This is a genomic window from Nostoc sp. C052 (assembly GCF_013393905.1).
In the GTDB taxonomy this organism is placed as follows: Bacteria; Cyanobacteriota; Cyanobacteriia; order Cyanobacteriales; family Nostocaceae; genus Nostoc.
The window spans coordinates 872092-897159 of record NZ_CP040272.1; the positions used below are offsets into that span (position 1 = coordinate 872092).

Consider the following 25068-nt stretch of genomic DNA (forward strand, 5'->3'; position numbering starts at 1 on the left):
AGGCATTTAACTAAGACTTATGAGTAACTAAAGTATGTTTACTGTTATTTAGCAGAGAAGTTATTTAGCAGAGAAGGTGGAATAACCTCATTACTTTTTTTAACTAAACGGTTGTCCCCACAATTGCCAATTCTCCTTATTGAATGGACTGCGCCACTTCAAAATTAAACTCAATTCCAATTCATGCCGTGCGCGTCGGTCAACCGGAGTGTCCCACCAAAACGTGATGTTGACTGCTGTCTTCATCTCATAGCGATAATGCAAATCCTGATAGCTGGCGATGTAATCCTTGCAGGCGTGAATCGCTTTCCACCGCTTGAAACTTGCAGCAAGTTTCCCCCACATATAAAATCAGGTCAGCCGCAGAGTCAACGATGAAGTACAGACACACATCGCCGGGGCTATCAGCTGGCATTCTCCAAAAAGAGAGCGATGCCTACGGCGGGCTACCCCTACGCACCTGTAACTGCAACGGATCAATCCGGTCTGGGTTGCAGTGGTTGGGTGCAATGTCAAATAGTGTCACCTGCTCAGGTGGTTTGTTCTCTCTCACCTTCTGCTGATAATCCAAAATCTGAGATTTCCACTTCAGCAGGGCATCAGCACTCATCACCAGCACCTCTGTCAAAAGTGCTAGTGTGGGTTTCACTTCTGGAAATAGGTTTAGCTGATTTGGTTCCAAGGAGATTACAAAGGGTGTGACCGACTAGCTGATTATCCCCCAGAACTGAATTAAGTAAAGCTGTTAAGGGGTTTAGGAGTGCTATCGCTCTAATTCAAGCCAGGAAAACCAAGAGTAAGCGTAGCCCGTTGCAGACATCGCCTATATTCAACAATTGCAATAAAAAGTTCAGTTTAGTAGAGTGTCACCCCACTGTTGTAAGCGTTCACGAAACTGGTGTAGTCGTACTCGACTTGAGTTGCATAGTCTAGAGCAAAGTTAACAATCTCATCTTTGAATACAGCCTTGTTACCGCTAGTGATATCAGTCACTTGCTTGTCAACGCTTTCTGAAACAATGCTAGCATCGTAATCTTGATCAGAGATAGCATGGTTTTTAGCGACAACCTTACCTGCATATCCCATCGCATCCATGAATTTTGATTTAGTGGTTAGTAAGGTATAGTCAAAGTCCACCTGGTAAGGGGATTTTTCATGCAGCATAAAGGGGATACCACTGACCGTAGTGTAGCCAACCAAGGGGTCAGTATTAGAGAGCATCGCTTTGGTGGCGATTGTCACCCTCGCTCCTTGATGATTTCCATAGACTGAACTTGGTAGTAAACCTGGAACTGCGATCGCTACGGCGCTAGAAGCTTCCTGCTTCATCTCCAAAATCCGGTCATCATCGGTTGCTGAAGTTGGGCCCTCAATCAGCAAGTAATACCGATACTTACCAAGACTACCAGTACCGGAACCTAATTTGAGACGAATGTCTTTTAGGGTGTAGTAACTATTGCTGTAACGCTTACTGCTAGGAACTGAAGTAATGTAGCTGCTCATCGCCCCAGTAATATTTGAGTAGGTACTGCTGGATACAGGCTGGAGTTCCGAAGTTGTCTGAAAAACTCGATTGCTACTACTATTTAGCAGCGTGTACTTATTTAGCAAACTAGAGCGGCTCTTGGCTGCTGCCTGTTGAATTAAATCCTTGACCACACCGTTGGTATTGCTCTCTTCTAAACGGTATGAAAGCTCGTCGTTAGTCCCCTTAAAGTCGCTCATCTTGTTGAGGTAAGCATCCAGGAAATTTCGGACAATATCTTGAGCATCACTGGAGCTTAGGCCGTTCTCTTTGGCTGCTAAGAGAATCGAGACTACCATACGTCGCAAATCCCAAACGTAGGGGCCAAGATAACCTTCATCAAAGTCAGTGGTGTCAAAGACGTTATTATCGTTGCTATCCCTCATTCCCCCAAGATTTTGCAGATGCATATCTCCTTCTAACCAAATGGCATCAGTAGAAGAATTGACAAATCCTGAACCCGGTAATGTCTGCATATCGCGGTAGAAGATGTGAGCCGTTCCTCGATAAAAGGCGAAGGGGCTAGCTGTCATCTTTTGCATCTTCGTTGCCAGTTCTTGCGGTAATTGAGAAGCAAAGGGATGGTTGTATTGGTAAATTTCATTTTCCACCCAAGTTGAACGGGGAGTTGCAGCAACAGATGTAGATGCAAACCCCACAGTTAAAATGAATACGCCTGCGATTGCAGATATGTGTTTGAGCATGAAAGTCTCTTAGATGGTAAAGAAATTAACTCTTGCTGGACTCTTGTGTAGACACAACCATCCAACAACAATTCTTTTACCACCTTGAGTCATAACTTATAAAGTGATTTAAAGCACAATGTAACAACTATTCATAGCCAGTAAAAAGATTGCTGTCAAGAATTTTACGCTGCCCCCAATCAAGCGAACGCGAGTAGCGTCTCGTAGAGAGGAAGATAGAGCGATCGCCCTACCCATTTAGCGCTGTGGCTACACTACTGAAAAGCTTGAAAAAGTTCTGCTATTTTCGCCTTGAGTGTTGTAATTGTCTCTTCTAAAGTTTCACTTGGTTCCGTATCTACTTTTTGGAGCGTCCCCCACATCAGCACTCGACCACAGTCCTGCCGATACCGCACACCCCAGTCTTTAATCTGAACGGGTGACAAGATGGCTAAACAGCTTGTTTCATGAGGGATAGAGCCTGAAAGCCTCGTTGAAAAAAGAGGCGTTTATGAGGCTTGAGTGCGTTTTACAATCCTTGAAGAATTGCTCAATCCAATCCGCCACTTCTTTGAGCGGCTGTGCTTAAATCTGGCATGGTCGCCATTGAGCTTCGCGACCCCGCACAATCAGTCCGGCACGCTCTAGTACCTTTATATGTTTGGAGATTGCAGGAAGACTCATCTTAAAAGGCTTGGCTAACTCACTTACCGATGCCTCACCTTTGGCGAGGTGAGCCAGAATTGCACGCCGCGTAGGATCAGCAAGGGCAGCAAAGGTAAGGCTCAGTTGTTCGTTAGACATTTTTATTTAACCTAATGGTTAATTAACTACTAGGTTAAATGTACTATTGAATCATGTCAAGCCCCTATTTAAGGGAAATCCAAGAAATAAAATGCCCATTTGGGCAATATATACGTTGTGCTACGTAGTCTTGGCATCAAAGACATTGTTATACAACACAGAGAAAGAAATAAGACAACATCAAGGAGTACAGTTTCGTAACGGGAGCAACACCTAATGCCGCAGTTGTTTTGTTTGGCGCATTACACAAAGGACAAGGGCTTTCAAAATCTAGCCAAGTATTACTGCTGTAATTGATGACACAGACACCCACAGGTTTACAGCGCATTCTGTTACCTGATAGGGCAGTTACTATATTAAGTTCAATAAACACTTAGGAGTATGGGAAGATTCGTCAAGTATCCCCCCTAGTGAATGGACAAAACAGCATAAGAGAAACTAGAATAAGGGAATTTGACCTAAAATATTTCCTTTTCAACTAGATAAATTAAATCTCAGAATTAATGCTAATTTAATTTCATCTTAAATTTAACAATGTAGTTTACAGTGGTTACTCTGCTTCCGAAAAAGAACTGAGATTAATAACAATTCAAAACGGGTAAAGTAACTTATTAGCTTCTTACTTAAAAAGGGGCTAATTGTCTGTTGATAAATTAGAGAAAATGAGCATACATATATGTTGAGAACAATTAGATATCCTTGGCAATTGATTGCCGGAATTAGTAATGGATTAGCAGTATTAACGAGCGTCGCTATAAGCAGCCAATCAGCGTTAGCAGCCACAGTGCCAACTTTCGATCACATCGTCCTCGTCATTGAAGAAAACCACGGGTATTCACAAATTATCGGTTCGAGTAGCGCTCCATATATCAATTCACTAGCAACGCAAGGCGCTCTCTTCACAAATTCCCACGGTGTGACACACCCAAGCCAACCCAACTACTTAGCCTTGTTTAGTGGTTCTACACAAGGTGTGACAAACGATAATTGTCCATTAACATTTAGCGGAGCTAATCTGGCTACTCAGTTATTGGGCATTGGCAAGACTTTTACAGGTTATTCGGAGAGTCTGCCTAGTGTTGGTTATACAGGTTGTAACTCCGGCGGGTCTAATGGTTACTATCGTAAACACAACCCTTGGGTTGATTTCACTAATGTTGCTAGTTCTGTAAATCAACCGTTTACAAGTTTTCCTTCGTCTGCGAATTTTGCCAATCTGCCTACTGTCTCCGTTGTTGTTCCTAACCAACTAGATGATATGCACAATGGCACGATTCAACAAGGTGATACCTGGCTGAAAAATAATCTGGATGCCTATGCACAGTGGGCTAAAACTCACAACAGCTTGCTGATAGTTACCTTTGATGAAGATAATGGCACAACCAGCAATCGGATTGCAACTATCTTTTATGGCGCTCACGTTATAACGAGACAATATAGTGAGAATATCAATCACTACAATGTGTTACGCACGATTGAAGCAAGCTATGGATTACCTGGATTGAATAATGCCACTAATGCAACCCCAATTACTGATTCCTGGCAATAAGTAACTTTTTTGCCCTTGTTTAAAATTTCAGACTAGATGAGTGTATGCGATCGCAATCAATCCCCCAGGTGTTCAAGCACACCCTCTATTTTTTCTTTGACAGCCTGCCATTTAGTCTAAACTCCAGTAATGAAGATGGAGATAATAATTGGGGGGTATGGACACAGAGGCAGAACTCAGTGACTCTTGGTGGGAGCGGGTTAAATATTATGCTCGACTGGCGATTGAACGATGGGGAAAGGTATGGAATTTTCCCTTCCCCTTTAACATGCAAACATGCACCCCAACATCTTGGCATTTGTTACTTTTGCAAGATGTCTATAACATTGCGGTGAATCTTTTGGATTTGGTTTCTCTGGAGAGAGGATTGGTAGTCTTTATTGCTTAAGGATTCTCCAATTTACTTTTAACTTGGACAATTGATTGCTCCTTGAGGACAATCACCTTGTAAGGCTTGTAAAATATTTTGAGATGCTTCTATAGCTATGTCATATCGTAAATCATCCACCGCAGATCCTAAATGGGGAGTAAAAAAGGTTTGGTCTTGTTTCTCTAACAAAGATGGAGGAATTTTTGATGGGCGATCGCTACGGGCCCAATCTTCTAGTTCAAAGACATCAGCTGCATAACCTGCTAAATGTCCAGAGGCTAAAGCATCACTCACCGCTTGTTCATCAACTACTGAGCCGCGACAGGGATTGATTAAGAAACTCCCTGGTTTCATACGTGCTAAAGATGTTTCATTTATCAGATGAAACGTTTCTGGTTGTAGAGGAACCATCAGCACAACAAAATCACTGGTTGCCAATAGCGTATCTAGAGAAACCTGTGACAAACACCAAGCTGCTGCTTTTTCCTTAGATAAAGGTATTGCATCGGTGTAAATCAAGTTCATTTCAAAACTGGAAAGCCTTTGAGCGAGAGCTTGTCCTAGACTGCCCATACCAACGATTCCCAGTGTTCGGTTTGCTAATCCCATACCGTATAGATGCGGTCGCCAACCTGCAAACGTGCCTTGACGAATCAAGCGATCGCCTGGTAACATCTGGCGGGCTAACCCGATAATCAATCCAATGGTCAACTCAGCCGTTGGTACAGCTAATAAGCTAGGGACGATGGTGAACCAAATACCTTGACGAGTACAAGCATCAACATCAAAGTTATCGTAACCTTTCAATGCTCCGGCGATAATCTTCAATTTTGGACAAGCTTTCAGAAACGCCTCATCGATTCGATCTGGCATAAAAACCATCAAAGCTTCAGCGTCCTGCGCCAACTTGAGAATTTCTTCACGCGGTAAAGTATCTCTAGTTGGATTTGCAACTACCTCACAATGCTCACTTAAGTTTGTAATAATTTCCGGGTGAACCCAGTGGGTAATTACAACTTTGGGTTTCATCAGCAAACTCCTAAACTAAACGTTTTCTAAGATAACTACTAAAACCATCAACCAGAATTACCATAAGCAAAATTACTAGCAACACTGCTGAAACTTCCCGATAATTGATCAGGCGAAGTGCGCCAATTAGCTCAAACCCAATGCCACCAGCCCCGACTGCTCCCATAACTGTGGAGGCGCGAAAGTTATATTCCCATCGATAAAGGGTCAGATCCATCATTTGTGGTAATACCTGCGGCAAAATTCCGTGATAGATTACTTGCACCTTGTTAGCTCCAGCAGCTCTTGCTGCTTCTAAGGGTTCTTCGTTGACCAGTTCGATATATTCTGCAAAGAATTTGCCGACCATGCCAATGGAGTGAAATCCCACTGCCAAGGTTCCGGGTAATGCCCCAAAGCCAACGGCTGCCACAAAGATAATACCCATAATTAGCTCTGGCACAGAGCGCAAGCCGTTGAGAATCAGCCGTGAAACTTGAAATAACAACGGATGGGGAGTTGTATTCTGAGCTGCTAATAAAGATAGAGGCATCGAGAAAACAATAGCGATCGCTGTGCCTGCAACACTCATAGCCAGCGTATCAAATAAAGGTTTGACCCAGTTTCGGGCATCACTAAAATCTGGAGGCAGCATTTGATGCAGCAAGTTTAAGATACTGGGAATCCCATCAAAAAGGCGTTTCTCGTCCCAAAGTCCAACCAGAAAGCAACATATAGCTATAGCCAAAAGTGCGATCGCCCAGGTTACTATCGTTCGATACCATTGCCGCCGTTGTTGTTTCAGTAGCCGATCAAAAGCTGGTTTAGGATTAGGAAGTGTCACGTTGCTTCGCTCCAAATTCAAAATATCAGGAGGTCAGGAGTCAGAATTCAGAATACTCTACTCATAAAGTGATAGAGTTTTAATCAAGAAAACTATTTATAGCAGAGTACTAAGTAAAAACAGAATTCATACTGAATACTGAATTCTGATTCCTGAGTTCTGAATTCTTCTTATAAATTACTTTTGCAACTTGGCGATATCAAGATTAAGTATTTTTGCTAAGTCTCTGATGCTATCATAATCTTTATCTTTTGCGGCTCCAAAACCATCAGCTTTGAAGGGTTTAAGAACCTCTTTATCTTTCAGTGCAAAAAAGGTTGCACGAATTTTTTCTTTTAGTGGCGGTGCTAAATCAGAACGCATTGTCCAGGGATATTCAGGATACTCTTTCGATTCTGCAATCACCTTGACTTTACTAGAATCAATTACTTTGCGTTCAATTAAAGATTCAAAGATGGGTTTACTCAAGCCACCAACTTGAGCATTACCATTTTGAACTGCCAATGCTACAGCATCATGTGAACCTGTGAACGCCTCTTGATAGTCTTTTCCGCCGGGTTGCAATCCGCTATTTGCCAGCATTGATTTAGGAATCAAATGACTGGAAGTAGACGCTTGGTCTCCAAAGGCTACCGTTTTACCCTTGACTTCTGCCAGTGACTTGACACCGCTAGCTGTGTTAGCAACGATTACAGACTGATAAGTAGTTTTACCGTTTTTCTTCAAAGCTGCAAATGGCTCAATATCACTCTTTGTTTTCGCCAAAACGTAAGACAGTGGCCCAAAATAAGCTAAATCAACACGCTTGTTACTTGCTGCCTCAATCATTGAGGAGTAATCAGTTGTAACGACAAGTTCAATATGTTTTTGTAGCTTTGTCTCAAGATACTTTTTAAATCCTTCATTATTTTTAATTACAGTAGAAGGGGATTCATCAGGCAATAAAGCTACTTTCAAGGTTTGAGGGTCAGCCGAATCTGATGCGACTGCTGGACTATTGCCAGAACCTGATTGCTTATTTGCAGATTGGTTGCTAGGACTTTGACAACCGATTAAGGTAGCCATGATAAGTGTCATTGAGACAAGCGATCGCTTGTTTAGTAAAACAGTCATTGAGGTTATCCTAAATTAATATAAAAACAGTACAGTAAATTTAGCCATTAGGAATTAATAGTTTCCTGAAAGCCTTCATCATAAGGACTATTTTTGTCACTATAAAGTTGCTTTAATTCGTAGGCACTGATATCTGCTGGCTTACCATCTAAGACAACCGTTCCCTGGGATAACCCAATAATTCGATCCGCGTAAATTCTCGCGAGATCAATCTGGTGCAGACTGAGAATTGCGGAAATTCCATCTTCTTGACAAGTCTGGCGCAGAAATGAGAGGACTTTGTGAGCGCTAGTAGGATCGAGACTAGCAACAGGCTCATCAGCCAAAATCAATTGTGGTTTTTGTGCTAAGGCGCGTGCGATACCAACCCGTTGCTGTTGACCTCCGCTAAGAGCATCCACTCGTGTTAGAGCTTTATGCAAAAGTCCAACCCGATCTAAACATTCTAAAGCAATATACTGATCTGCTTTGGGCAAAGGAAAGAAACTTCGGAGTGTTGAATGGTAAGCTAAACGACCCACTAATACATTTCCAAGAGCCGTTTGCCGACTAATAAGTTGATGCTGCTGAAAAATCATTCCTGTGCGCTTACGATGTTCATACAACACCTTACGGTTATGTAGATTTCCAAATCCTTCAACTATCACAGTACCAGTTGTGGGGCGATTAAGATAGTTAAGACAACGCAGTAAAGTTGATTTACCAGAACCAGATGCTCCCAAAATAACAGTAAATTGCCCTTTTATAAAGCTCAGAGAAATAGGTTTAATCCCTATTACTCCGCCTTTATAAGTCATACTTAGACCATCAAGTTGAATCATACTTTACTAATCATTTTAGGGACAAAATGCCAAATTTTGTGGTAATTTTTTTGTAAAAATTTTGTTTAAGTTTTGAGTTTTGCTGTAGCTATCATCAATCCCCACACAACACCAAAGCGAATTTTGGTTGCACGACAGACCACAAAATTTTCATCTTGAAGAAAGCGGTGAAATTCATTTTGGGTATAACACTGCTTATGAGCCGGATCAAAAATCTTAAGTACTAAATCAAATATTTTACAAATTAAATAATCTTTACACCAATCTAAAATAACTACTTTACCATCAGGCTTCAAAACACGTCTCATCTCTTTTAATGCAGCAAGTGGCTCATCAAAGTAATGAAACGAATTAGCAGACACAATCACATCAAAAATATTGCTGTCAAATGGCAACCTTGATGCACTTGCCATCTGAAATGATACTTGAGGATAAGCACTACATTTGAGTTTAGCGATCGCCAGCATTTCCTCTGAAATGTCTATACCGACAATTTGTTGCGATGAATACTCAGCTAGTAGTAAACGTTCAAACTCACCAGTACCACACGCAATATCAAGTACAGTATCTGTTGGTGATATTTCTACCCAGGTTTTAAGGAAAGACAGTGTGTTAACTATATAATGTCTCCAGCGTAGATCGTAAACGGCAGCTAATTGGTTGTACTGTTTGCGAACTGTGGTTTCGCTCATACTGGTTTCTGTAATCAGGGTTTCAAATTGGCTGATCTTTTTAAGAATTGTATTGTAATATACATTGCATTACCTTAACAAAAGTAATTCCTATTAGGCAATCTCAATTTCACTGAAGAAGAATTCAGAAGCCAAAATTCAGCAATCTTGACTTTACGTTTGTTTTGAGATGGTAAGAATAATTAACGCCTTCAGAGGAAAGGAATTAAAATGATTTTCCAACAGAATCGCATAACACTTCTCTATTTGCCAGTAGTATGAAAAACACTGAGCGATCGCTAATTTAATTTGGGTACTGAATGCTGCGGAATGTTTAGCCAGCACTGAGTAAAAATACTAGTCTATAATCCCCAATCCCTCTTTCATGTGTTCTGCTCTATACAATTCATAATGGCTATTTACTTATCAAGTTGAGAGAATGTACATCATTTTGGGATTAATAAATGTGAAACCTCTCTGAAGAGAACAGGCTCCAAAAGGATAAAAACCATGCACCAACAACTTTTTTGTGAAGTTGTAACCAATATTCTTGGTAGAAAGACTGCTTTTTTTACCTCAGTATTAGCGATCGCCATATTTGGCATGGCCTGTACTCCAACTCGTGAAAGTTCATCTGCAACTCAGCCAAACACTGCTCAGTCGCCTGCTAGCACGACCACCGGAGAAGAACAAGCAACCATTACAATGGCGGTGATTCCCTGGCAGGTTTCAGCCGAACAAGAAAAGAAACTCCAACCTTTGTCTGACTATTTGTCTAAGGCACTAAAACGACCCTTTAAATTTGAAATTACTAAGGACTACGAAACAGCAATTGATTTATTAGTCCAAAAAAAGGTAGATATTGCCTATCTTGCACCCACCAGTTACATCGAAGCTCATCGCCGCGATCCCAAGATTGAGCCATTGGTTGCTCAGATTAATAAAGAAACAAAGCGACCTTGGTACACAGCTGTAATTATTGTCAGCAAGGCAAGTGGCATCAAAACCCTCAAGGATTTGAAGGGTAAGCGATTTGCTTTCGTCACCAAGTTATCGACATCTGGATATGTTGTACCAACAGCTCATTTTCAGGAAATAAATATTAATCCTGAACGAGACTTTAGCTCGGTAATCTTCGCTGGCAGCCATGATAAAGCAAAACAAGCTTTAGTCAATGGGGAAGTAGATGCGATCGCAGATGATCGCCGCTCTTATACCGATCAAGTCAATGAAGGAAAGATTGACCCCAAAAAATACATAATTATCTGGGAATCTGTCCCGCTTCCTAGCGTGCCTCTTGTTGCGTCTAGTAAAGCCTCCGTTGAATTGAAAGATAACTTAAAAAAAGCATTGATTGACGCTCCGGCAGGTCTTGTAGACCCTACAGGCGGTATTGGAGTTGGCTACACTTTGGTGCAAGACGGAGATTACGACATCGTTAGAGAGTTACAAAAACGAGTTTCCAGCAAATGAGGCTAATCAAGATATGCGGATAACGACCAAATGTATTGGCTCATCTGCGATCGTTCTGGGATTGGTTGCCTCTACCCAAATTGGAGGCGACCTCTTCATCAGGCAAGCAGAACAAAAATCACAGGATACCCAGGCAAAAACTACTCAGGCTTTGACGACCATCCTGCAAATAAATCTCTCTTTGAATAATGAAGTAGCCGCGCTTAAGGACATGATCTTGCTCAAACGCGATGCTTCCAATCTGGTGAAATACCAGGAAGCTCTATCTGGATTCACTAAAAATCTGGCTGAGTTAAAAAATTTAAAGCCAGAGCTAAATTCAGAGTTAGTCAAGATTAGCGATCGCCATAGCTTGCTTGCTAATCTAATAATCGAATTAACTAATCAATCTAACACAGATAAGCCCTTAGAATTAGCTGAATCCCAACAAGATTTTCGAGTAATCAACGCTTTTTCTCGCGATATTGAACTTTACTTAAAATTATTAACTCAAAAGCTTCAGCAACAGGATAGCTTCGCAAAGCAAGAATTTAATAACTTTAAACAGACTACTCAACTTGCCAGACAAATTCTGCTGTTGTCCATTCTGCTAGTTTTTGTGGGTCAGTTATTACTAATCCTTTTACCAGTAATTCGCTCAATTCAAAAGCTCCAACAGGGAGCAGCAAAAATTGGAGATGGCAATCTAGAATACCGACTGAATATTCAAACCGAAGACGAAATCCAAGAACTCGCAGAAGCTTTTAACCGAATGGCAGGAACTCTAGCTGAGTCCTATCGCTCCCTAGAGTTAAAAAAAGAGCTTGCCGATACGGCAAATCGTGCCAAAAGTGAGTTCTTAGCTAACATGAGCCACGAATTGCGAACTCCTCTTAACGGTATCCTGGGTTATGCTCAAATTCTCCAACGAGATAAAACTTTAACTGATAAACAGCAAGACGGCTTAAGAATTATTCACCAATGCGGTTCACACCTATTAACATTAATTAACGACATTCTAGATTTATCCAAAATAGAAGCCCAGAGAATGGAACTTTACAAAAGTGACTTTCATTTTCCGGCGTTTCTACAGAGTGTAGTAGAAATTTGTCGTATTCGTGCTGAACAAAAAGGCATTTCATTCATTTATCAACCAACTTCAGAACTACCTATTGGCATTTGGGCAGATGAAAAACGATTGCGACAAGTATTAATTAATCTACTAGGTAATGCCATTAAATTTACCGAGAAAGGAGGAGTAAGATTTACTATTAGCTTTGTAGACCAATTATTAGTCAATGAAAGTAACCAAAAACCAATTCATAGAATTCGATTTCAAATTATCGATACGGGAATCGGTATGAGTCAAGAACAGGCTGAGAAAATATTTTTACCATTTGAGCAAGTTGGAGAGATTAAAAAGCAATCAGAAGGTACTGGGTTAGGTTTAGCTATTAGTCAGCGAATTGTGCAATTAATGGATAGTACAATCCAAGTAAAAAGTGAAATAGGTCAGGGCAGCACTTTTTGGATTGACTTGAATTTACAAGAATCAGTGGATTGGATGCAATCAGGTAGAGTGCTGCCTGCTGGCAAAATTATCGGAATTGCCACTGGAAAGAGGAGAATCCTAATTGTGGATGATAAGTGGGAAAACCGTTCTGTTGTTAGAAATCTATTAGAGGAGATTGGATTTGAAATTATAGAAGCAAGTGACGGTCAGGAAGGTTTAGATAAAGCTATGCAATTTTTGCCGGACTTAATCATAACAGACCTGACAATGCCTGTCATGGATGGTTTTGAATTAACACGTCGCCTCCGCCAGCAAGATGAGTTTCAGGAGTTGACCATCATAGTTTCATCTGCTAGCGTGTTTGAATCTGACCAACACAAAAGTTTAGGAGTTGGTGCAGACGATTTTCTACCTAAACCTGTACATGCTGATGATTTAATTCAGAAGTTAGAAAAATATTTACAAATTGAATGGGTTTATGAAACTGTACCAGAAAAATCTGGAAATGGGACACTAAGCACTATCCATAACCAAAATAGTTCTGTCGTAACTCCTGAAAGCATAATTGTTGGGATTACTAGCAATAAACGGAAAATTTTGCTCGTAGATGATAATGGGGAAAACCGTTCTATTATTGTCAATTTATTAAGTGATATTGGTTTTCAAATAACGGAGGCAACTAATGGTCAAGACGGCTTAGATAAAGCAGTCAAGTTAAAACCTGATTTAATTATCACTGACTTGTCAATGCCAGTCATGAATGGCTTAGAAATGATCCGTAACTTGCGTATGTTGCCATTTGATGATTTACCAATCATTGTTTCATCTGCGAGTGTATTTGAATCTGATCAGTATGAGAGTTTAGAGGCTGGTGGCAACGATTTTCTGCCTAAACCAGTGCAAGCCGATGAATTGTTCCAGAAGTTACAGAAGCACTTAAAATTGGAGTGGATTTATGATTTGCCCCAGAGTCAAGAAGAAGTCAACGAAACCCAAAATCTAAAAGTTACCTCTGCTGATTCCTCGCTATCAGACACTTGCTTAATTTCTCCACCACCTGAAGAAATCGAGAAAATATTTGAGTTGGCGATGAGAGGTAATATCAAAGGCATTCGAGAGCAAGCCCAAAAATTGAAAGTTTTGGATGAGAAGTTTATACTATTTGCCGAACAATTAGAGAAACTTGCTAAAAGCTTTCAAATTGAAAAAATTAGGGAATTTATCCAACCATATCGAGGAGAACAACAATGAATATACCTGTTATGGAGACAGGGGTAATTTTGATTGTGGATGATAATCCCAATAATTTGGAAGTACTATCTGAAACATTAATGGATACAGGGTGGGAGATATTGATTGCTGTGAATGGTGAAGGAGCGATCGCTCAAGCTGAATACGCTTGTCCTGATATCATACTTTTAGATGTAATGATGCCTGGAATTGACGGATTTACAGCCTGTCACCGTTTAAAGTCAAATCCTGTAACCTGTGATATCCCCATAATTTTTATGACAGCTCTCTCTGAAACTGTCGATAAAGTAAAGGGTTTGAGTTTGGGAGCAGTAGATTACATTACTAAACCGTTTGAGCATGAAGAAGTACTGGCTCGTATCAAGACACATCTAAAAATTCGTAATCTAACTAAGCAACTCCAAAGTCATAATCAGCAACTTAAACAAGAAATAGCCGACCGTCTTGCAGTCGAAACCAAGTTACAAAAGCTGACTCAAGAGTTAGAGCAAAGGGTAGAAGAACGTACTTTGCAACTATCTCAAGCACTTGATAATTTTCAGCAAGCTCAAGTTCGTCTGGTACAACAAGAAAAGATGTCTACCCTTGGTGAGTTGGTCGCTGGAATTGCCCATGAAATTAACAATCCAGTCAACTTCATTTTAGGAAATCTTAATCATGCCTCTGAATACACCCAAAATTTTATTGAGCTGTTTCAACTTTATCAAAAATATTATCCCAATCCTGAAGTAGAAATTCAGCAAAAAATAGATGAGATTGATATTGATTTTTTAATGCAAGATTCTCCGCAAATTATGTCGTCTATGTACAAAGGAACAAAGCGCCTAGCACAGATGATTCATTCTCTTAGGCATTTTTCACGTCGGGATGATTCAGCAGTACAACTTATAGATATTCATGAAGGTATTGACAGCACACTATTGATTTTACAATATCGCTTAAAAGCTAACTCAGAACGTTCCGAAATTCAGATTATTAAAGATTATGGAACTTTGCCATCTGTAGAATGTTTCCCAGGTCCACTGAATCAAGTTTTCATGAATCTCCTTGCTAATGCAATAGACGCTATAGAGGAGTCATTGCTAACTAAGAGCAACTATGTTGCAAACCTTCCCCAAATTGCAGCAAATGACGTTAATTTGTTATCGGTAGAAGATAACGGAAAAATCACGATTCGCACTACTCTACATCAACAAAGTTCAGTTGTAGTAATTAAAATTGCTGATAATGGCATCGGTATGACAGAAGAAGTCAAACAACGGTTATCTGAACCAATGTTTACTACCAAATCGATAGGAAAGGGTACAGGGTTGGGTTTATCTATAAGTCGGCAAATTATTGAGGAGAAACATGGTGGGACTCTCTCTTTTGTATCTGAGCCGAGGCAAGGGACAGAATTTTGTATTGAAATTCCTTTACTAAGTCAAAAAGCATAAATAACTACGCAGTTACAAAACAGTCTAATCAACGTCAAAATGCGGTTCTTCTGACGAGGCGATGAAGGAATTTAAAGCACTGGCACTAAAGCATCGGTATGTTATCAAAAATTACCTTCACGTGACTATCTCAGAAAAACTTACGGTTCTTCGGCTTCTTTTATGGAATAAATTAAATTAATTAAAATTTAATGGCTATATTTTTAAATTATTTTAGCCTAAAACTGCTACCCTGCAAAGCTTTACAAGTCTTTAGATATGTTTAAATAGTGAGAGTATTATAATTATATTTATAAAATTAAAAAGTTTTTGGTGAGCATTACAGCGCTTCCGGCTATTATGCAATATAGTTTTCTCCTTGTCTCTCTCCTATCATCGCTTTCAGCCTTTAGGATGTACCTCATAGCTGCCGGAAGTGCTGTATGAAATTTCCCGTAGACCAAATACTGAATCTTCCAGAGATGAAAGTGTTAGATTTTCAACAAATTGAAGGGGAAGAAATAATTATAACAATAGAAAAAGCTGTTAACTATTATGATTGTCCATGCTATGGAAAGATTACTCACAGTATACATCAAAATCATTGGCGGATGATTCATGATTTATCTTGGAGTGAAAAACCAGTGCTACTAAAAATAAATCGTCGTCAATTCAAGTGTAATAAATGTCAAAAAGTATTTAGTGAAAAATTAAATTTTGTAGATAAGAGTAAAGGATATACTAAAAGATTAGCGATGGACATAGTTCAACAAGTATTAAATAGCAATATTCATAGCGTCGCCGAAAGAAATGATTTAAGTGATGAAGAAGTCGAATCGATGCTAAAAGGACAAGTATCGCAAATATTAAACATAAATTTAATTCATCTAAAAAGGTTAGTATAGATGAAATTGCTTTATTTAAAGGACAAGGAAACTATTTAGTAGTATTAGTAGATTTAGATACTCATAAACCAATTGAACTAGTGAACTCACGACGAATAGAAGAAATCAGGGAAGTCCTTGTAAAATGGGAAGTTGATGTGCTTGAACAAATCGCAGAAGTGAGCATTGATCTCTGGTTACCTTATAAAAGTTTAGTGGAAGAGTTAATGCCTAATGCTAATGTAACTGCTGACAGATTTCATGTGATGAAACAAGTAAATAATGAATTAGATACTATGCGTAAAACCGAAAAGAAAACAGCAATGTCCTTAGAAAATAAATTAGAAAGAGATCGAATATTAGAGGGATTAAATAAAAGCAAATATAGCTTCATTGAAAATGAAGATTCTTTCAACGAAAAGCCAAAAGAAAAATTAAAATCTGCCCAAGATGTTTCACCAATATTGGCAAAAATGCATCAACTAAAAGAAGAGTTTAGAGAGATATTTGAATCAACTAAGTCTTGGGGAGACAGCGTAATTAAATTATTAGATTGGATGCATGATGCACTTTCATATTTCCCCAAAAGTATAGGTACAATAGTTAGATGGTTTGGTGAAATAGTCGGCTATTTTGACGGGAGAACTACAAGTGGTTTTGTAGAAGGAGTTAATAATAAACTCAAGTTAATTAAAAGACTAGGATATGGCTTTCGTAACTTTAGCAATTTTCGATTACGCAGTTTATTAAATTGGCATTTTACTATTAATTCTCCATAAAAATAACCGAAGAACCATTAATATTATCCGCAATAGAACTCTTGCAAAAGTGTTTTGTGGTATAATAGAAAATTTGGTAATTTGCGATTAGGACTTTGAGGAGCAGTGAAAATAGAGAAAGCTAAACACCTGACTGCGAGAAAATTTAAGCGCATGGCTGGAGTAAGCCGTCAAACTTTTGAGTTATAGCTATAGCCATCAAGATTAGGACGTAAACTATAAGAGTTCCTACATAGCATCTAGCCCATTTAAATGGCTAAACCCTATAGTGATGATTTCCGGCAAAAGGTAATGCAAGCGATAGAGTTGGACAGTCTCAAGAAGTGTGAGGCAAGCCTTCTGTTCAATATTAGTCGCAACACAATTAACTTGTGGTGTCAGCGCAAAGCCGAAACGGGAGATGTCAAACCCATTCTCTCAAATAATCGTTTTTTGTTTTTCCCTCCTTTTTGTCATATATTCTGTAGTTTATTGGTACTGAGTTACCATTAATATCGCTGTAATATAAAGTCGCGACTTGCTCCAGCACCAGTTTGATCGCCTGAGTGAGATTGAGCAGGAAATGCTGTTTGAGTTAGCGATTAATCGGGAACCTGTCTCGCTTTCCAAGTTGAACCAGGATTTGGTAACTCAGGCTGCTAGGCGCAGACTACCTGATGCAATGCAGTCGTTATTGCGGCGATCGCTGATTGAAAAGGAGGGTGAGCGGTTTTTTCTCCAGCCCGTTGTGATGGAGTATGCCACCGACCAACTCGTGCAGTGCATCTTTTGGGAAATTGCCAGCCAATCACCAAAGCGTCTCAAAAGCCATGCCCTGATCAAAGCCCAGGCAAAAGACTACGTGCGAGAGATGCAAAAACGATTGATTGTAGAGCCGACCGCTGAACAATTGCAGCTTCAGTTTGGCAAGTCACAAAGCCTTGAACAGCAATTAAAAAACCTGTTGGAACAGCAAAAGCAAGCACCTCAGCCCAATTATCTTGCTGGTAATCTCCTCAATCTGCTGGTGCATTTGCAAAGCAATTTACGAGGCTGTGATTTGTCGGAGCTAGCTGTATGGCAAGCCGACTTGCGGCAGGTCAACTTGGCGGGTATCAATTTTCGCAATGCTGATCTAACCACATCTGTGTTTGCAGAGACCTTAAGTAGCGTCATGTCAGTCAGTTTCAATCCAGATGGTAGTCTGCTGGCGATCGGCGATTTGGACGGTAAGATTTACCTGTGGCGCGTGGTCAATGGTCAACCGGTTTTGACAGTGCAGGGACATGCGGGCTGGATCTGGGCGGTCACCTTCAGTCCCGATGGAAAAACGCTCGCCAGTTGCAGCCATGACTGGCTGATTCGGTTGTGGGATGTGCAGATCCCCGGTCTTGAGCATTCCAATTCTGCAAACCTAGATATGGCAAGTGATTCTAGCCATCGCCCTGGAACTTGTCTCAACACACTGCGGGGTCATTCTCATCGAGTTTGGACGATCGCCTTTGCTCCGCAACGCGATGCGAACAGCCCCGATGGTCAGACTCTAGCGACGAGTAGCATGGACGGCTCAGTTCGATGGTGGGATGTGCGAGACGGAAGGTGTCTGACAAAGTTAAACGACCATACCAATGGAGTTCGCTGCGTTGCCTTCAGCCCTAATGGTTGTTTCCTAGCCAGTGGCAGTGACGACCAAACGATTCGGCTGTGGGATGTCCGAGACGACACCTGCCAAAACGTACTGCAAGGGCACACCAGTCGGGTCTGTTCGGTTCAGTTTAGTCCGATCGACGTTAGCCTGCCATCCGGTTCAGATGCACTTTTGGTCAGCGGTAGTCAGGATGAAACCATTAAGTTGTGGAATCCGACAACAGGTGAGTGTCTCAAAACGCTGAGAGCCGATCGCTTGTATGAAGGCATGAATATTCAGGGTGCGACCGGGTTGACAGTAGCTCAAAAGTCTACCCTAAAAGCATTAGGGGCAATTGAGCATTAAGGTGATCTCAGCAACTGCTCTTGTGTTCGATCTCATCTAATAACTCATGAAACGTATTGAGTGGAAGTTGCGAATATCCGTAAATCTAGCTGGATGCCTAAGTCAGGAGGGTGACTTCCTGACTTAGGCATCCAGCTAGGTCGATGATTACTTGCAGTAAACATCTGTTTTGATAGCAATCCTTGTTAGAAAAATGATAAGCTTTGCCACTGATTGCAGAAATCATCCACATCCCAGAAGATTTGCGTGATATCAAGGCGAGATACAATGGTAGACATAGCCGAGACCCTTATTTTTCTTAGATATTTTTAGTCTCGGCATTTTTTTGTGATTTTTTGGCTAATTCTCAATTAATCTTAGCGTAGGCGAAGCCCGCCGCAGGCATCGCTCTTTAGTACCCAGTTTCTCGCACTTCATATCTAGCAAGCTTTTTGCCTTTTTCTAACCGTCGAACTCACGTTAAATTAAACAGGGTAAAAAAACATCTAATTTACACCTACTCAATTAATTCAAAAACTTCTCCACACATCTCACAAATATTTCCACACCCATTCCCAACGCCGTACTTGTAGAAAATATTTCTCATTCCCTATCCCATATTCCCTCTATGGAAACCACCAGCCTCTACCATTGCTGTAAAACTGAAACCGTCCAAAGCCAAGAAATTGACCGTGAGATTTTTCACCCACAGGGAATGCTGTGACACCCAATAAGTAGACACCAGAAAAGCTCGGATTACTTACAGGACGGAGAGCGATGGTAATTGTCTGTCCTGGAGTTACAGGCGGGTCAAAGTTTACAGAAACCGTGCGTGTGTTGCGGTCGTTTGTAACTGAGCCTAGCTTCAGTTGCGTTTCTTTGCGTAGGCATAGCCCGCCGCAGGCATCGCGTGTTCCGATAAATGCACGGGTATCATCAAGATTGTAGCGGATGTTTTCTGACCCCTCTTTTTGTGCGATCGTTACCTTCTGGAGAGATTCTCCAGCATTCTCTGGCACATTGATAGTGAAATAGTAAGTTGCGCCCCAAACATTCACCTCTTTGTAAGTAGTTGTCGCGTTAACAAGTTTTGGCGGTTGGACAAAATAGACTAAGCCATCTCTAAGCTGCACAGCTTGAGTCATCGGAAGCGTAACTTCTCCAATGCCTATTGCTAACGAGAGTGTTATTCCAAACAAAGTTGCAACGCGCATGATTCAGATATAAAAAAACGCACTTATTCTCATTCTAGTTCCTTAGGAATCAATGATTTAGGAATGATTGAAGCTTGTTTTTCCCCAACTGAAGATTTTGTATACCACCAAGCCCAAGCAATTAAAACAGCTTGAAAGGGAAGTCTAACTACGTGTACCCAAGGGGAGTTTGGTATATGTTCTAGCTGAATGTGATTAACCGCCATATTGATATTGGCAGGGAAAACCGCAATAAAAAGAGCAATAAGTCCCCATGCGGCAGCTTGACTTACAGGCGGAACTAATAACCCAATACCACCCAAAATTTCATAAAAGCCACTGAGATAAACTAATCCTAAAGGGTAAGGAAGTTGGGGTGGCATAATTTTGACATAAGGTTCTGGAATCACAAAGTGTGTCACTCCAACCACAATGATGGATATAGCAAGGATGACACGTAATATTTCCTTATACTTATTCATGGTTTTTGCCTCATTATATACTTGCCCTTACTACCTCAGCTTGATTGATGGATGTTAATCTGCAATAAAAATGTTCTTAACTGTCTTAACTGTCCTTGTAATTTTAACTATGATCGTATTAGTATAATAACAACAGCATATAGGCTTGTTATTTGCTGCTTAACAACACTTTCGCCAAGCGTTTGCTTGATTATGAGGCAAAACGTAGAACCTGCACTCTGACGTACATAAGAATTAAAACTACTTCTACAAAACCATACAGAACAAAAATTTCTTGACTGAATTTTTTGTTAGATGGCAAAAAGGAGCGTTTAAAATCTTGGGTTTGTTCTATGTCAAGCCTTGTAAATTGGCGAAAGTATTGTTAATTGTGTGTATTTTTTCCGCAATCAAATCGCATTGCGATAGGTTTGCTTTGACTAAACGATCAAAAGTTTGGAGGAAAACAATGACAACTACAACAACAACCAATACTAATAGTCTATACAATGTACAAAATCAGTGGGGTGGTGCTTCTGCTCCGTGGAATCCTGGTGGAGTATGGGTAATTGGAGCTAGAGCAGATCAGCGCATTGTCCAACTCAAAGTTTCATCCACTGACAACGGCAAGACACTTACTGGAACCACAACATATTCTGGTGAAGGCCCCATCGGTTTTAAGGCTACCTTAACTGGGAGCGACAACTACAACGTAGAAAACCAGTGGGGAGGTTCATCTGCTCCGTGGAATCCCGGCGGGACTTGGGTACTTGGCTCTCGGGGAAATCAAAATGTTGTTGCGATTGATATTACATCCAGCGACGGCGGTAAAACCCTGACTGGAACTATCACATATTCTGGTGAAGGCCCCATCGGTTTTAAGAGTGCTGCTGTTGATGGCCGTGTCTATACTGTGGAAAACCAATGGGGAGGTTCATCTGCTCCTTGGAATCCTGGTGGTACTTGGGTACTTGGCTCACGCGCAAATCAAAATGTTGTTGCGATCGATATTACATCCAGTGACGGTGGTAAAACCTTGACTGGCACTATCACATACTCTGGTGAAGGCCCCATCGGCTTTAAAGGTAACATTGTCGGCAGCAACAACTATACAGTAGAAAATCAGTGGGGTGGTAATACAGCGCCGTGGAATCCTGGTGGGACTTGGCTAATCGGCGCTCGCGTGGAACAGAATGTAGTGGCGCTCAACGTCACATCTAATGATGGTGGGAAGACCCTAACTGGAACCACGACATATTCTGGTGAGGGCCCTATCGGCTTCCGATCGCATCAAATCTAAAAAGGCGATCGCGCTATACTGGCTCTCAGTTAAGTGAGCTACAATAACCCCAACCCTAACCCCCTCCCCACTGTTTGGTGGAGGGGGATATTTTGCATATATCACATAGTGGGTAGAACTTCTCCCAGGAATGCTCTTGTCGTTGAATCTCGACAGCAAAAATTGTAGGGTAGGGTAGCGATCGAAAGCAATTAAGTCCCAATACTGCTGGGGTTTTGTATTTTCAACTTGGAATTAGGTTTGGGGAAAAGCTTAAAGGGTAAAGGTTAAAGGTTTTTTCTTTCCCCTTTTCCTCAAAACCCGACAAGTATTGAACTAAGTCCTATCTACATCACGGTTGGATAACTGAAGTCAAACAGTTGTAGAACAGCAGATAGCGGTAGAGTAATGGAACTCGTTGATCCATGATTCGAGGATTCTGAAATACCAAGGAGTAGTTCTTACTAAAACTTTTATCCATCAAAAATATGAGTGATGCCTTTAACCGACTTGCACCCTTCATCCAAGAATATATTTATCATCACCAGTGGACTGAATTACGTCCAGTTCAAATTGCCGCTTGTCAAATTATATTTGACACTGATGCTCACTTGCTAGTTACTGCTGCAACTGCTGCTGGTAAAACAGAAGCAGCCTTTCTACCAGTTTTGACTCTATTACATGCCAACCGTTCTACCACAATTGGCGCATTATATATTAGTCCAATCAAAGCTTTAATTAACGATCAATTTGAGCGTCTCAACGACTTACTCAAAGAAGCAGATATTCCAGTTTGGCACTGGCACGGCGATGTTTCCCAAACTAGAAAAAACAAACTTTTAAAGAATCCTCAAGGCATTCTCCAAATTACCCCAGAATCTCTAGAAAGTTTGTTAATTAATAAAAATAACGACCTACTTCGCTTATTTGGTGATTTAAGATTTGTCATCATTGATGAAATTCATGCCTTTATGGGTTCAGAACGCGGTTGTCAAATCATTTGCCAATTACAACGTTTAGCAAAGTTGACACAAACACAACCACGGCGTATTGGTTTATCGGCAACTCTTGGAGATTATTCAATAGCTGAAGAGTGGTTGCGATCAGGAACAGATAAGCCAGTAATTACACCAAAAATTGATGGTATAAAACGCCAAATAAAACTAGCTGTAGAACATTTTTATATTACTGATGAAGTAGATGAAGAGGTAACAGCTGATGAACAATATATTTTCAACCTCAGCAAGTCTCGCAAATGTCTAATATTTGCTAATAATCGCACACGTACCGAATCTGTAATTGCATCTTTGCGAAAAATTGCCACAAAACAAGGACTACCAGATATATATCATGTGCATCATGGGAGTATCTCTGCTAGTTTGCGGCAAGCTGCTGAAAATGCTATGCGTGAACCTAACAATCCAGCTGTTACCGCCGCCACTCTGACTCTAGAATTAGGTATAGATATCGGTCATTTAGAGCGAGTAATTCAGTTAGAATCACCCTTGTCGGTAGCTAGCTTTTTACAGCGCTTGGGACGCAGTGGTAGAAGAGGTGAAGCTGCTGATATGCGCTTTGTCTGCGCTGAAGAGAAGCCATTAGCAGAAGCTTCTCTACCAGAACAAATTCCCTGGCAACTTTTACAGTGTATTGCGATAATTCAACTTTATTTAGAGGAACAATGGATTGAACCAATTAGACCAATAAAATATCCTTTGAGTTTGCTTTATCACCAAACAATGAGTATTTTAACAGCAGCAGGTGAAATTTCAGCTAATGCCCTAGCTAAACAAATTTTTAGTCTGCCGCCCTTTACTGCAATTTCCAAAGAAGATTTACAAATATTACTACGCTACTTAATTGATATTGGTCATATTCAGCATACTGAAAAAGGTAAATTAATCCTGGGTTTGGCAGGAGAAAAGGTAGTAAGAAAATTTCAGTTTTATGCTGTATTTGCTGAACAACAAGAATATATTGTTAAGCAAGATACAACAGAAATCGGCAGTATTGTCACACCGCTTCCTGTTGGCAATCAATTTGCTTTAGCTGGCAGAACTTGGGAAGTTGTAGAAGTTGACTTTAAGAAGAAGGCTATTTTTGTTAAACAAGCTGAGGGTAAAGCTAGTATTTATTGGCGTGGCGGTGGTGGTAATATTCATACCAAAGTTTTACAGCGAATGCAGCAAGTTTTATTTGAGAATGTTGAGTATAGTTATTTGCAAAAAAATGCTTTACAACGTTTACATCAAGTTCGTCACTTGGTGCAGCAGGTTGGATTAGACAAGCACAATATTTTACAACTAGAAAAAGGTAAATGCTGCATTTTTCCTTGGATGGGTACGATTGCTTATCGCACCTTAGAAAGATTACTCAATTCATACTGTAGGGAATCGTTGGAAATCACAAGTATAGGCGGAGTAAATCCCTATTATTTGACACTTAAATTAGGCAAGGATAAACTTAAATATCTTTATCGTGAAATTGCTTCCTTGTGTGAACAAAGAATTACTTCAGAAGATTTAGTTAGTACTTCAGAAGCACCAGAACTTCAAAAATATGATGTTTTTATTCCTCATCCACTTTTATGGAAAGCTTTTGCTAACGATTATTTGGATATGAGCGAACTTAAACAGCAAGTGACACTGTGGAGAGAATAAGCTCCAATACAGTTCGCTACCGCTGCGCTAGCAACATAAGAGCGTCATTACGAATTATTTAATTAATCCGTAGAGCGATCGCAAATCATAATTTAAGATTTTTCCAGTATTCAAAAGTTGATATCCGGCGAAAAATAAAGCAGATGATGCCACAACAACTAAAAGATTAACTGACGCAAATACATTACCAGTAAAAGCTATGACTACAATTCCTACCGCTATCAAAATCCATCCTAAGTTAGGGTTGATTCGCTGCTGACAAAGTACAAAAATACCGGAAATACATAGCAATAAACCAGGAATACCAAAAAATATACCAACATGAATATTTGCAGTTAGAATGATGATGCCTGCAACCATCAAGGCAAAGCCTATATACTTGGTTTTCTGATTCACCAGAGGTTGTTTGCTGTTAAGAGCAATTTGAGCCTGCATTTTTGTAGAATTTGCAGGAGAAAGAAGATTTTGTTGATGTTGGATCTTATCTTGAAATATAAATGTGACCTTTTCTCCTTGACCAAGGTCTATTCTGTCTCCTAAATTTATTTTATAAGGTGTTCTAGGTTCTAATCTAGTGTTGTTGACAAATGTGCCATTAGAACTCCCTAAATCTTCAATAAAATAATTATTTAGATGAATTTGAATCTGTGCATGAATGCGAGAAACTACATCTGCATCTGGCAAGTTAGAAACATCAATATCTGGCGGGATTTGGTCGTTGGCTTTACCAATATGAAACACCGCAGTATTTGGTGGTAACTCAAAAGCAGTGTTAGTTTGGACATGAAAAAGCTCTAAATTCAGTCCTATAATGTTAGATGTAGTTAAATTTTGCATAGTTT

General features: G+C 40.3%; 21 protein-coding genes and 3 pseudogenes. 10 read left to right on the forward strand and 14 right to left on the reverse strand.

Annotation, left to right across the window (positions count from 1 at the left end):
• Nucleotides 1–99: 99 nt before the first annotated feature.
• From FD723_RS42425 to FD723_RS03675, 5 genes are all read right to left on the reverse strand, one after another.
• A complete protein-coding gene (locus tag FD723_RS42425) occupies nucleotides 100–345 on the reverse strand; it encodes a hypothetical protein (RefSeq protein ID WP_256875047.1) in 246 nt (81 codons plus the stop codon).
• Nucleotides 346–436: 91 nt separating this feature from the next.
• On the reverse strand, nucleotides 437–682 hold the full coding sequence (locus FD723_RS42430) for a hypothetical protein (RefSeq protein WP_256875048.1): 246 nt from the start codon (nucleotides 680–682) through the stop codon (nucleotides 437–439).
• A 173-nt stretch (nucleotides 683–855) separates the two neighbouring features.
• Entirely contained in the window at nucleotides 856–2229 is a 1374-nt protein-coding gene (locus FD723_RS03665; RefSeq protein WP_179064132.1) for a DUF2252 domain-containing protein, read from the reverse strand.
• Between the two features lie 254 nt (nucleotides 2230–2483).
• Nucleotides 2484–2654, reverse strand: a complete 171-nt coding sequence (locus FD723_RS03670; protein ID WP_179064133.1) for a hypothetical protein — start codon at nucleotides 2652–2654, stop codon at nucleotides 2484–2486.
• Nucleotides 2655–2793: 139 nt separating this feature from the next.
• Nucleotides 2794–3012 carry a metalloregulator ArsR/SmtB family transcription factor gene (locus FD723_RS03675; RefSeq protein ID WP_256875049.1) on the reverse strand — a complete coding sequence of 73 codons (219 nt, stop codon included), beginning with the start codon at nucleotides 3010–3012 and terminating at the stop codon, nucleotides 2794–2796.
• A 676-nt stretch (nucleotides 3013–3688) separates the two neighbouring features.
• Here FD723_RS03675 and FD723_RS03680 point away from each other — a divergent pair.
• Both FD723_RS03680 and FD723_RS03685 read left to right on the forward strand, forming a co-directional pair.
• Nucleotides 3689–4561: an alkaline phosphatase family protein gene (locus FD723_RS03680; protein ID WP_179064134.1), complete on the forward strand. Its 873-nt coding sequence runs from the start codon at nucleotides 3689–3691 to the stop codon at nucleotides 4559–4561.
• Between the two features lie 157 nt (nucleotides 4562–4718).
• On the forward strand, nucleotides 4719–4949 hold the full coding sequence (locus tag FD723_RS03685) for a hypothetical protein (protein WP_179064135.1): 231 nt from the start codon (nucleotides 4719–4721) through the stop codon (nucleotides 4947–4949).
• An 18-nt stretch (nucleotides 4950–4967) separates the two neighbouring features.
• On the opposite strand, the gene FD723_RS03690 is transcribed toward FD723_RS03685, so the two are convergent.
• The 5 genes from FD723_RS03690 to FD723_RS03710 form a co-directional block, all read right to left on the reverse strand.
• Nucleotides 4968–5960, reverse strand: coding sequence for a phosphonate dehydrogenase (locus FD723_RS03690; protein WP_179064136.1), 993 nt, complete (start codon nucleotides 5958–5960; stop codon nucleotides 4968–4970).
• Nucleotides 5961–5970: 10 nt separating this feature from the next.
• Nucleotides 5971–6783, reverse strand: coding sequence for a phosphonate ABC transporter, permease protein PhnE (phnE, locus tag FD723_RS03695; protein ID WP_179064137.1), 813 nt, complete (start codon nucleotides 6781–6783; stop codon nucleotides 5971–5973).
• A 177-nt stretch (nucleotides 6784–6960) separates the two neighbouring features.
• Entirely contained in the window at nucleotides 6961–7896 is a 936-nt protein-coding gene (phnD, locus tag FD723_RS03700) for a phosphate/phosphite/phosphonate ABC transporter substrate-binding protein (protein ID WP_179064138.1), read from the reverse strand.
• A 47-nt stretch (nucleotides 7897–7943) separates the two neighbouring features.
• Entirely contained in the window at nucleotides 7944–8717 is a 774-nt protein-coding gene (gene phnC / locus FD723_RS03705; RefSeq protein ID WP_179064139.1) for a phosphonate ABC transporter ATP-binding protein, read from the reverse strand.
• Nucleotides 8718–8782: 65 nt separating this feature from the next.
• Nucleotides 8783–9409: a class I SAM-dependent methyltransferase gene (locus FD723_RS03710; protein ID WP_179064140.1), complete on the reverse strand. Its 627-nt coding sequence runs from the start codon at nucleotides 9407–9409 to the stop codon at nucleotides 8783–8785.
• A gap of 489 nt (nucleotides 9410–9898) precedes the next feature.
• Between FD723_RS03710 and FD723_RS03715 the strand changes: the two genes are divergently transcribed.
• The 5 genes and pseudogenes from FD723_RS03715 to FD723_RS42435 form a co-directional block, all read left to right on the forward strand.
• Nucleotides 9899–10861, forward strand: a complete 963-nt coding sequence (locus FD723_RS03715; RefSeq protein ID WP_179064141.1) for a phosphate/phosphite/phosphonate ABC transporter substrate-binding protein — start codon at nucleotides 9899–9901, stop codon at nucleotides 10859–10861.
• 13 nt (nucleotides 10862–10874) lie between these two features.
• Nucleotides 10875–13604, forward strand: coding sequence for a response regulator (locus tag FD723_RS03720; RefSeq protein ID WP_179064142.1), 2730 nt, complete (start codon nucleotides 10875–10877; stop codon nucleotides 13602–13604).
• Nucleotides 13601–15040: a response regulator gene (locus FD723_RS03725; RefSeq protein WP_179064143.1), complete on the forward strand. Its 1440-nt coding sequence runs from the start codon at nucleotides 13601–13603 to the stop codon at nucleotides 15038–15040. Before FD723_RS03720 ends, FD723_RS03725 begins: the two co-directional genes overlap by 4 nt.
• Nucleotides 15041–15462: 422 nt before the next feature.
• Nucleotides 15463–16682, forward strand: a pseudogene (locus FD723_RS03730) (ISL3 family transposase).
• Nucleotides 16683–16934: 252 nt separating this feature from the next.
• A pseudogene (locus FD723_RS42435) lies at nucleotides 16935–17093 on the forward strand (IS630 transposase-related protein); the annotation flags it as partial.
• Nucleotide 17094: 1 nt separating this feature from the next.
• On the opposite strand, the pseudogene FD723_RS03735 reads toward FD723_RS42435, so the two are convergent.
• Nucleotides 17095–17193 (reverse strand): annotated as a pseudogene (locus tag FD723_RS03735) (IS701 family transposase); the annotation flags it as partial.
• Between the two features lie 6 nt (nucleotides 17194–17199).
• Between FD723_RS03735 and FD723_RS03740 the strand changes: the two are divergent.
• Nucleotides 17200–18654 carry a WD40 repeat domain-containing protein gene (locus FD723_RS03740; protein WP_218651787.1) on the forward strand — a complete coding sequence of 485 codons (1455 nt, stop codon included), beginning with the start codon at nucleotides 17200–17202 and terminating at the stop codon, nucleotides 18652–18654.
• 605 nt (nucleotides 18655–19259) lie between these two features.
• On the opposite strand, the gene FD723_RS03745 is transcribed toward FD723_RS03740, so the two are convergent.
• Together FD723_RS03745 and FD723_RS03750 are read right to left on the reverse strand one after the other, a co-directional pair.
• Nucleotides 19260–19847 (reverse strand): DUF2808 domain-containing protein, encoded by a 588-nt coding sequence (locus FD723_RS03745; protein ID WP_179064144.1) that lies wholly within the window; start codon nucleotides 19845–19847, stop codon nucleotides 19260–19262.
• 29 nt (nucleotides 19848–19876) lie between these two features.
• Nucleotides 19877–20308, reverse strand: a complete 432-nt coding sequence (locus FD723_RS03750) for a DoxX family protein (protein ID WP_179064145.1) — start codon at nucleotides 20306–20308, stop codon at nucleotides 19877–19879.
• Between the two features lie 448 nt (nucleotides 20309–20756).
• On the opposite strand from FD723_RS03750, the gene FD723_RS03755 reads away from it, so the two are divergent.
• The gene (locus tag FD723_RS03755) at nucleotides 20757–21587 is read left to right on the forward strand and encodes a lectin ESA-2 (RefSeq protein WP_179064146.1); all 831 of its coding nucleotides are present in this window, start codon (nucleotides 20757–20759) and stop codon (nucleotides 21585–21587) included.
• 467 nt (nucleotides 21588–22054) lie between these two features.
• A complete protein-coding gene (locus tag FD723_RS03760; RefSeq protein ID WP_179064147.1) occupies nucleotides 22055–24226 on the forward strand; it encodes a DEAD/DEAH box helicase in 2172 nt (723 codons plus the stop codon).
• Nucleotides 24227–24280: 54 nt separating this feature from the next.
• Here the strand turns inward: FD723_RS03760 and FD723_RS03765 are convergent, their stop codons facing one another.
• Nucleotides 24281–25063, reverse strand: coding sequence for an FHA domain-containing protein (locus FD723_RS03765; protein ID WP_179064148.1), 783 nt, complete (start codon nucleotides 25061–25063; stop codon nucleotides 24281–24283).
• Between the last annotated feature and the right edge of the window lie 5 nt (nucleotides 25064–25068).

Coding starts and splice junctions, on each gene's coding strand:
- FD723_RS03745 (WP_179064144.1), bottom strand. CDS start 19,847: ATGCGCGTTGCAACTTTGTTTGGAATAACACTCTCGTTAGCAATAGGC.
- FD723_RS03680 (WP_179064134.1), top strand. CDS start 3,689: ATGTTGAGAACAATTAGATATCCTTGGCAATTGATTGCCGGAATTAGT.
- phnC (WP_179064139.1), bottom strand. CDS start 8,717: ATGATTCAACTTGATGGTCTAAGTATGACTTATAAAGGCGGAGTAATA.
- FD723_RS03715 (WP_179064141.1), top strand. CDS start 9,899: ATGCACCAACAACTTTTTTGTGAAGTTGTAACCAATATTCTTGGTAGA.
- FD723_RS03755 (WP_179064146.1), top strand. CDS start 20,757: ATGACAACTACAACAACAACCAATACTAATAGTCTATACAATGTACAA.
- FD723_RS42425 (WP_256875047.1), bottom strand. CDS start 345: ATGTGGGGGAAACTTGCTGCAAGTTTCAAGCGGTGGAAAGCGATTCAC.
- FD723_RS03685 (WP_179064135.1), top strand. CDS start 4,719: ATGGACACAGAGGCAGAACTCAGTGACTCTTGGTGGGAGCGGGTTAAA.
- FD723_RS03760 (WP_179064147.1), top strand. CDS start 22,055: ATGAGTGATGCCTTTAACCGACTTGCACCCTTCATCCAAGAATATATT.
- FD723_RS03675 (WP_256875049.1), bottom strand. CDS start 3,012: ATGTCTAACGAACAACTGAGCCTTACCTTTGCTGCCCTTGCTGATCCT.
- FD723_RS03690 (WP_179064136.1), bottom strand. CDS start 5,960: ATGAAACCCAAAGTTGTAATTACCCACTGGGTTCACCCGGAAATTATT.
- FD723_RS03710 (WP_179064140.1), bottom strand. CDS start 9,409: ATGAGCGAAACCACAGTTCGCAAACAGTACAACCAATTAGCTGCCGTT.
- FD723_RS03725 (WP_179064143.1), top strand. CDS start 13,601: ATGAATATACCTGTTATGGAGACAGGGGTAATTTTGATTGTGGATGAT.
- FD723_RS03665 (WP_179064132.1), bottom strand. CDS start 2,229: ATGCTCAAACACATATCTGCAATCGCAGGCGTATTCATTTTAACTGTG.
- FD723_RS03720 (WP_179064142.1), top strand. CDS start 10,875: ATGCGGATAACGACCAAATGTATTGGCTCATCTGCGATCGTTCTGGGA.
- phnD (WP_179064138.1), bottom strand. CDS start 7,896: ATGACTGTTTTACTAAACAAGCGATCGCTTGTCTCAATGACACTTATC.
- FD723_RS03750 (WP_179064145.1), bottom strand. CDS start 20,308: ATGAATAAGTATAAGGAAATATTACGTGTCATCCTTGCTATATCCATC.
- FD723_RS03765 (WP_179064148.1), bottom strand. CDS start 25,063: ATGCAAAATTTAACTACATCTAACATTATAGGACTGAATTTAGAGCTT.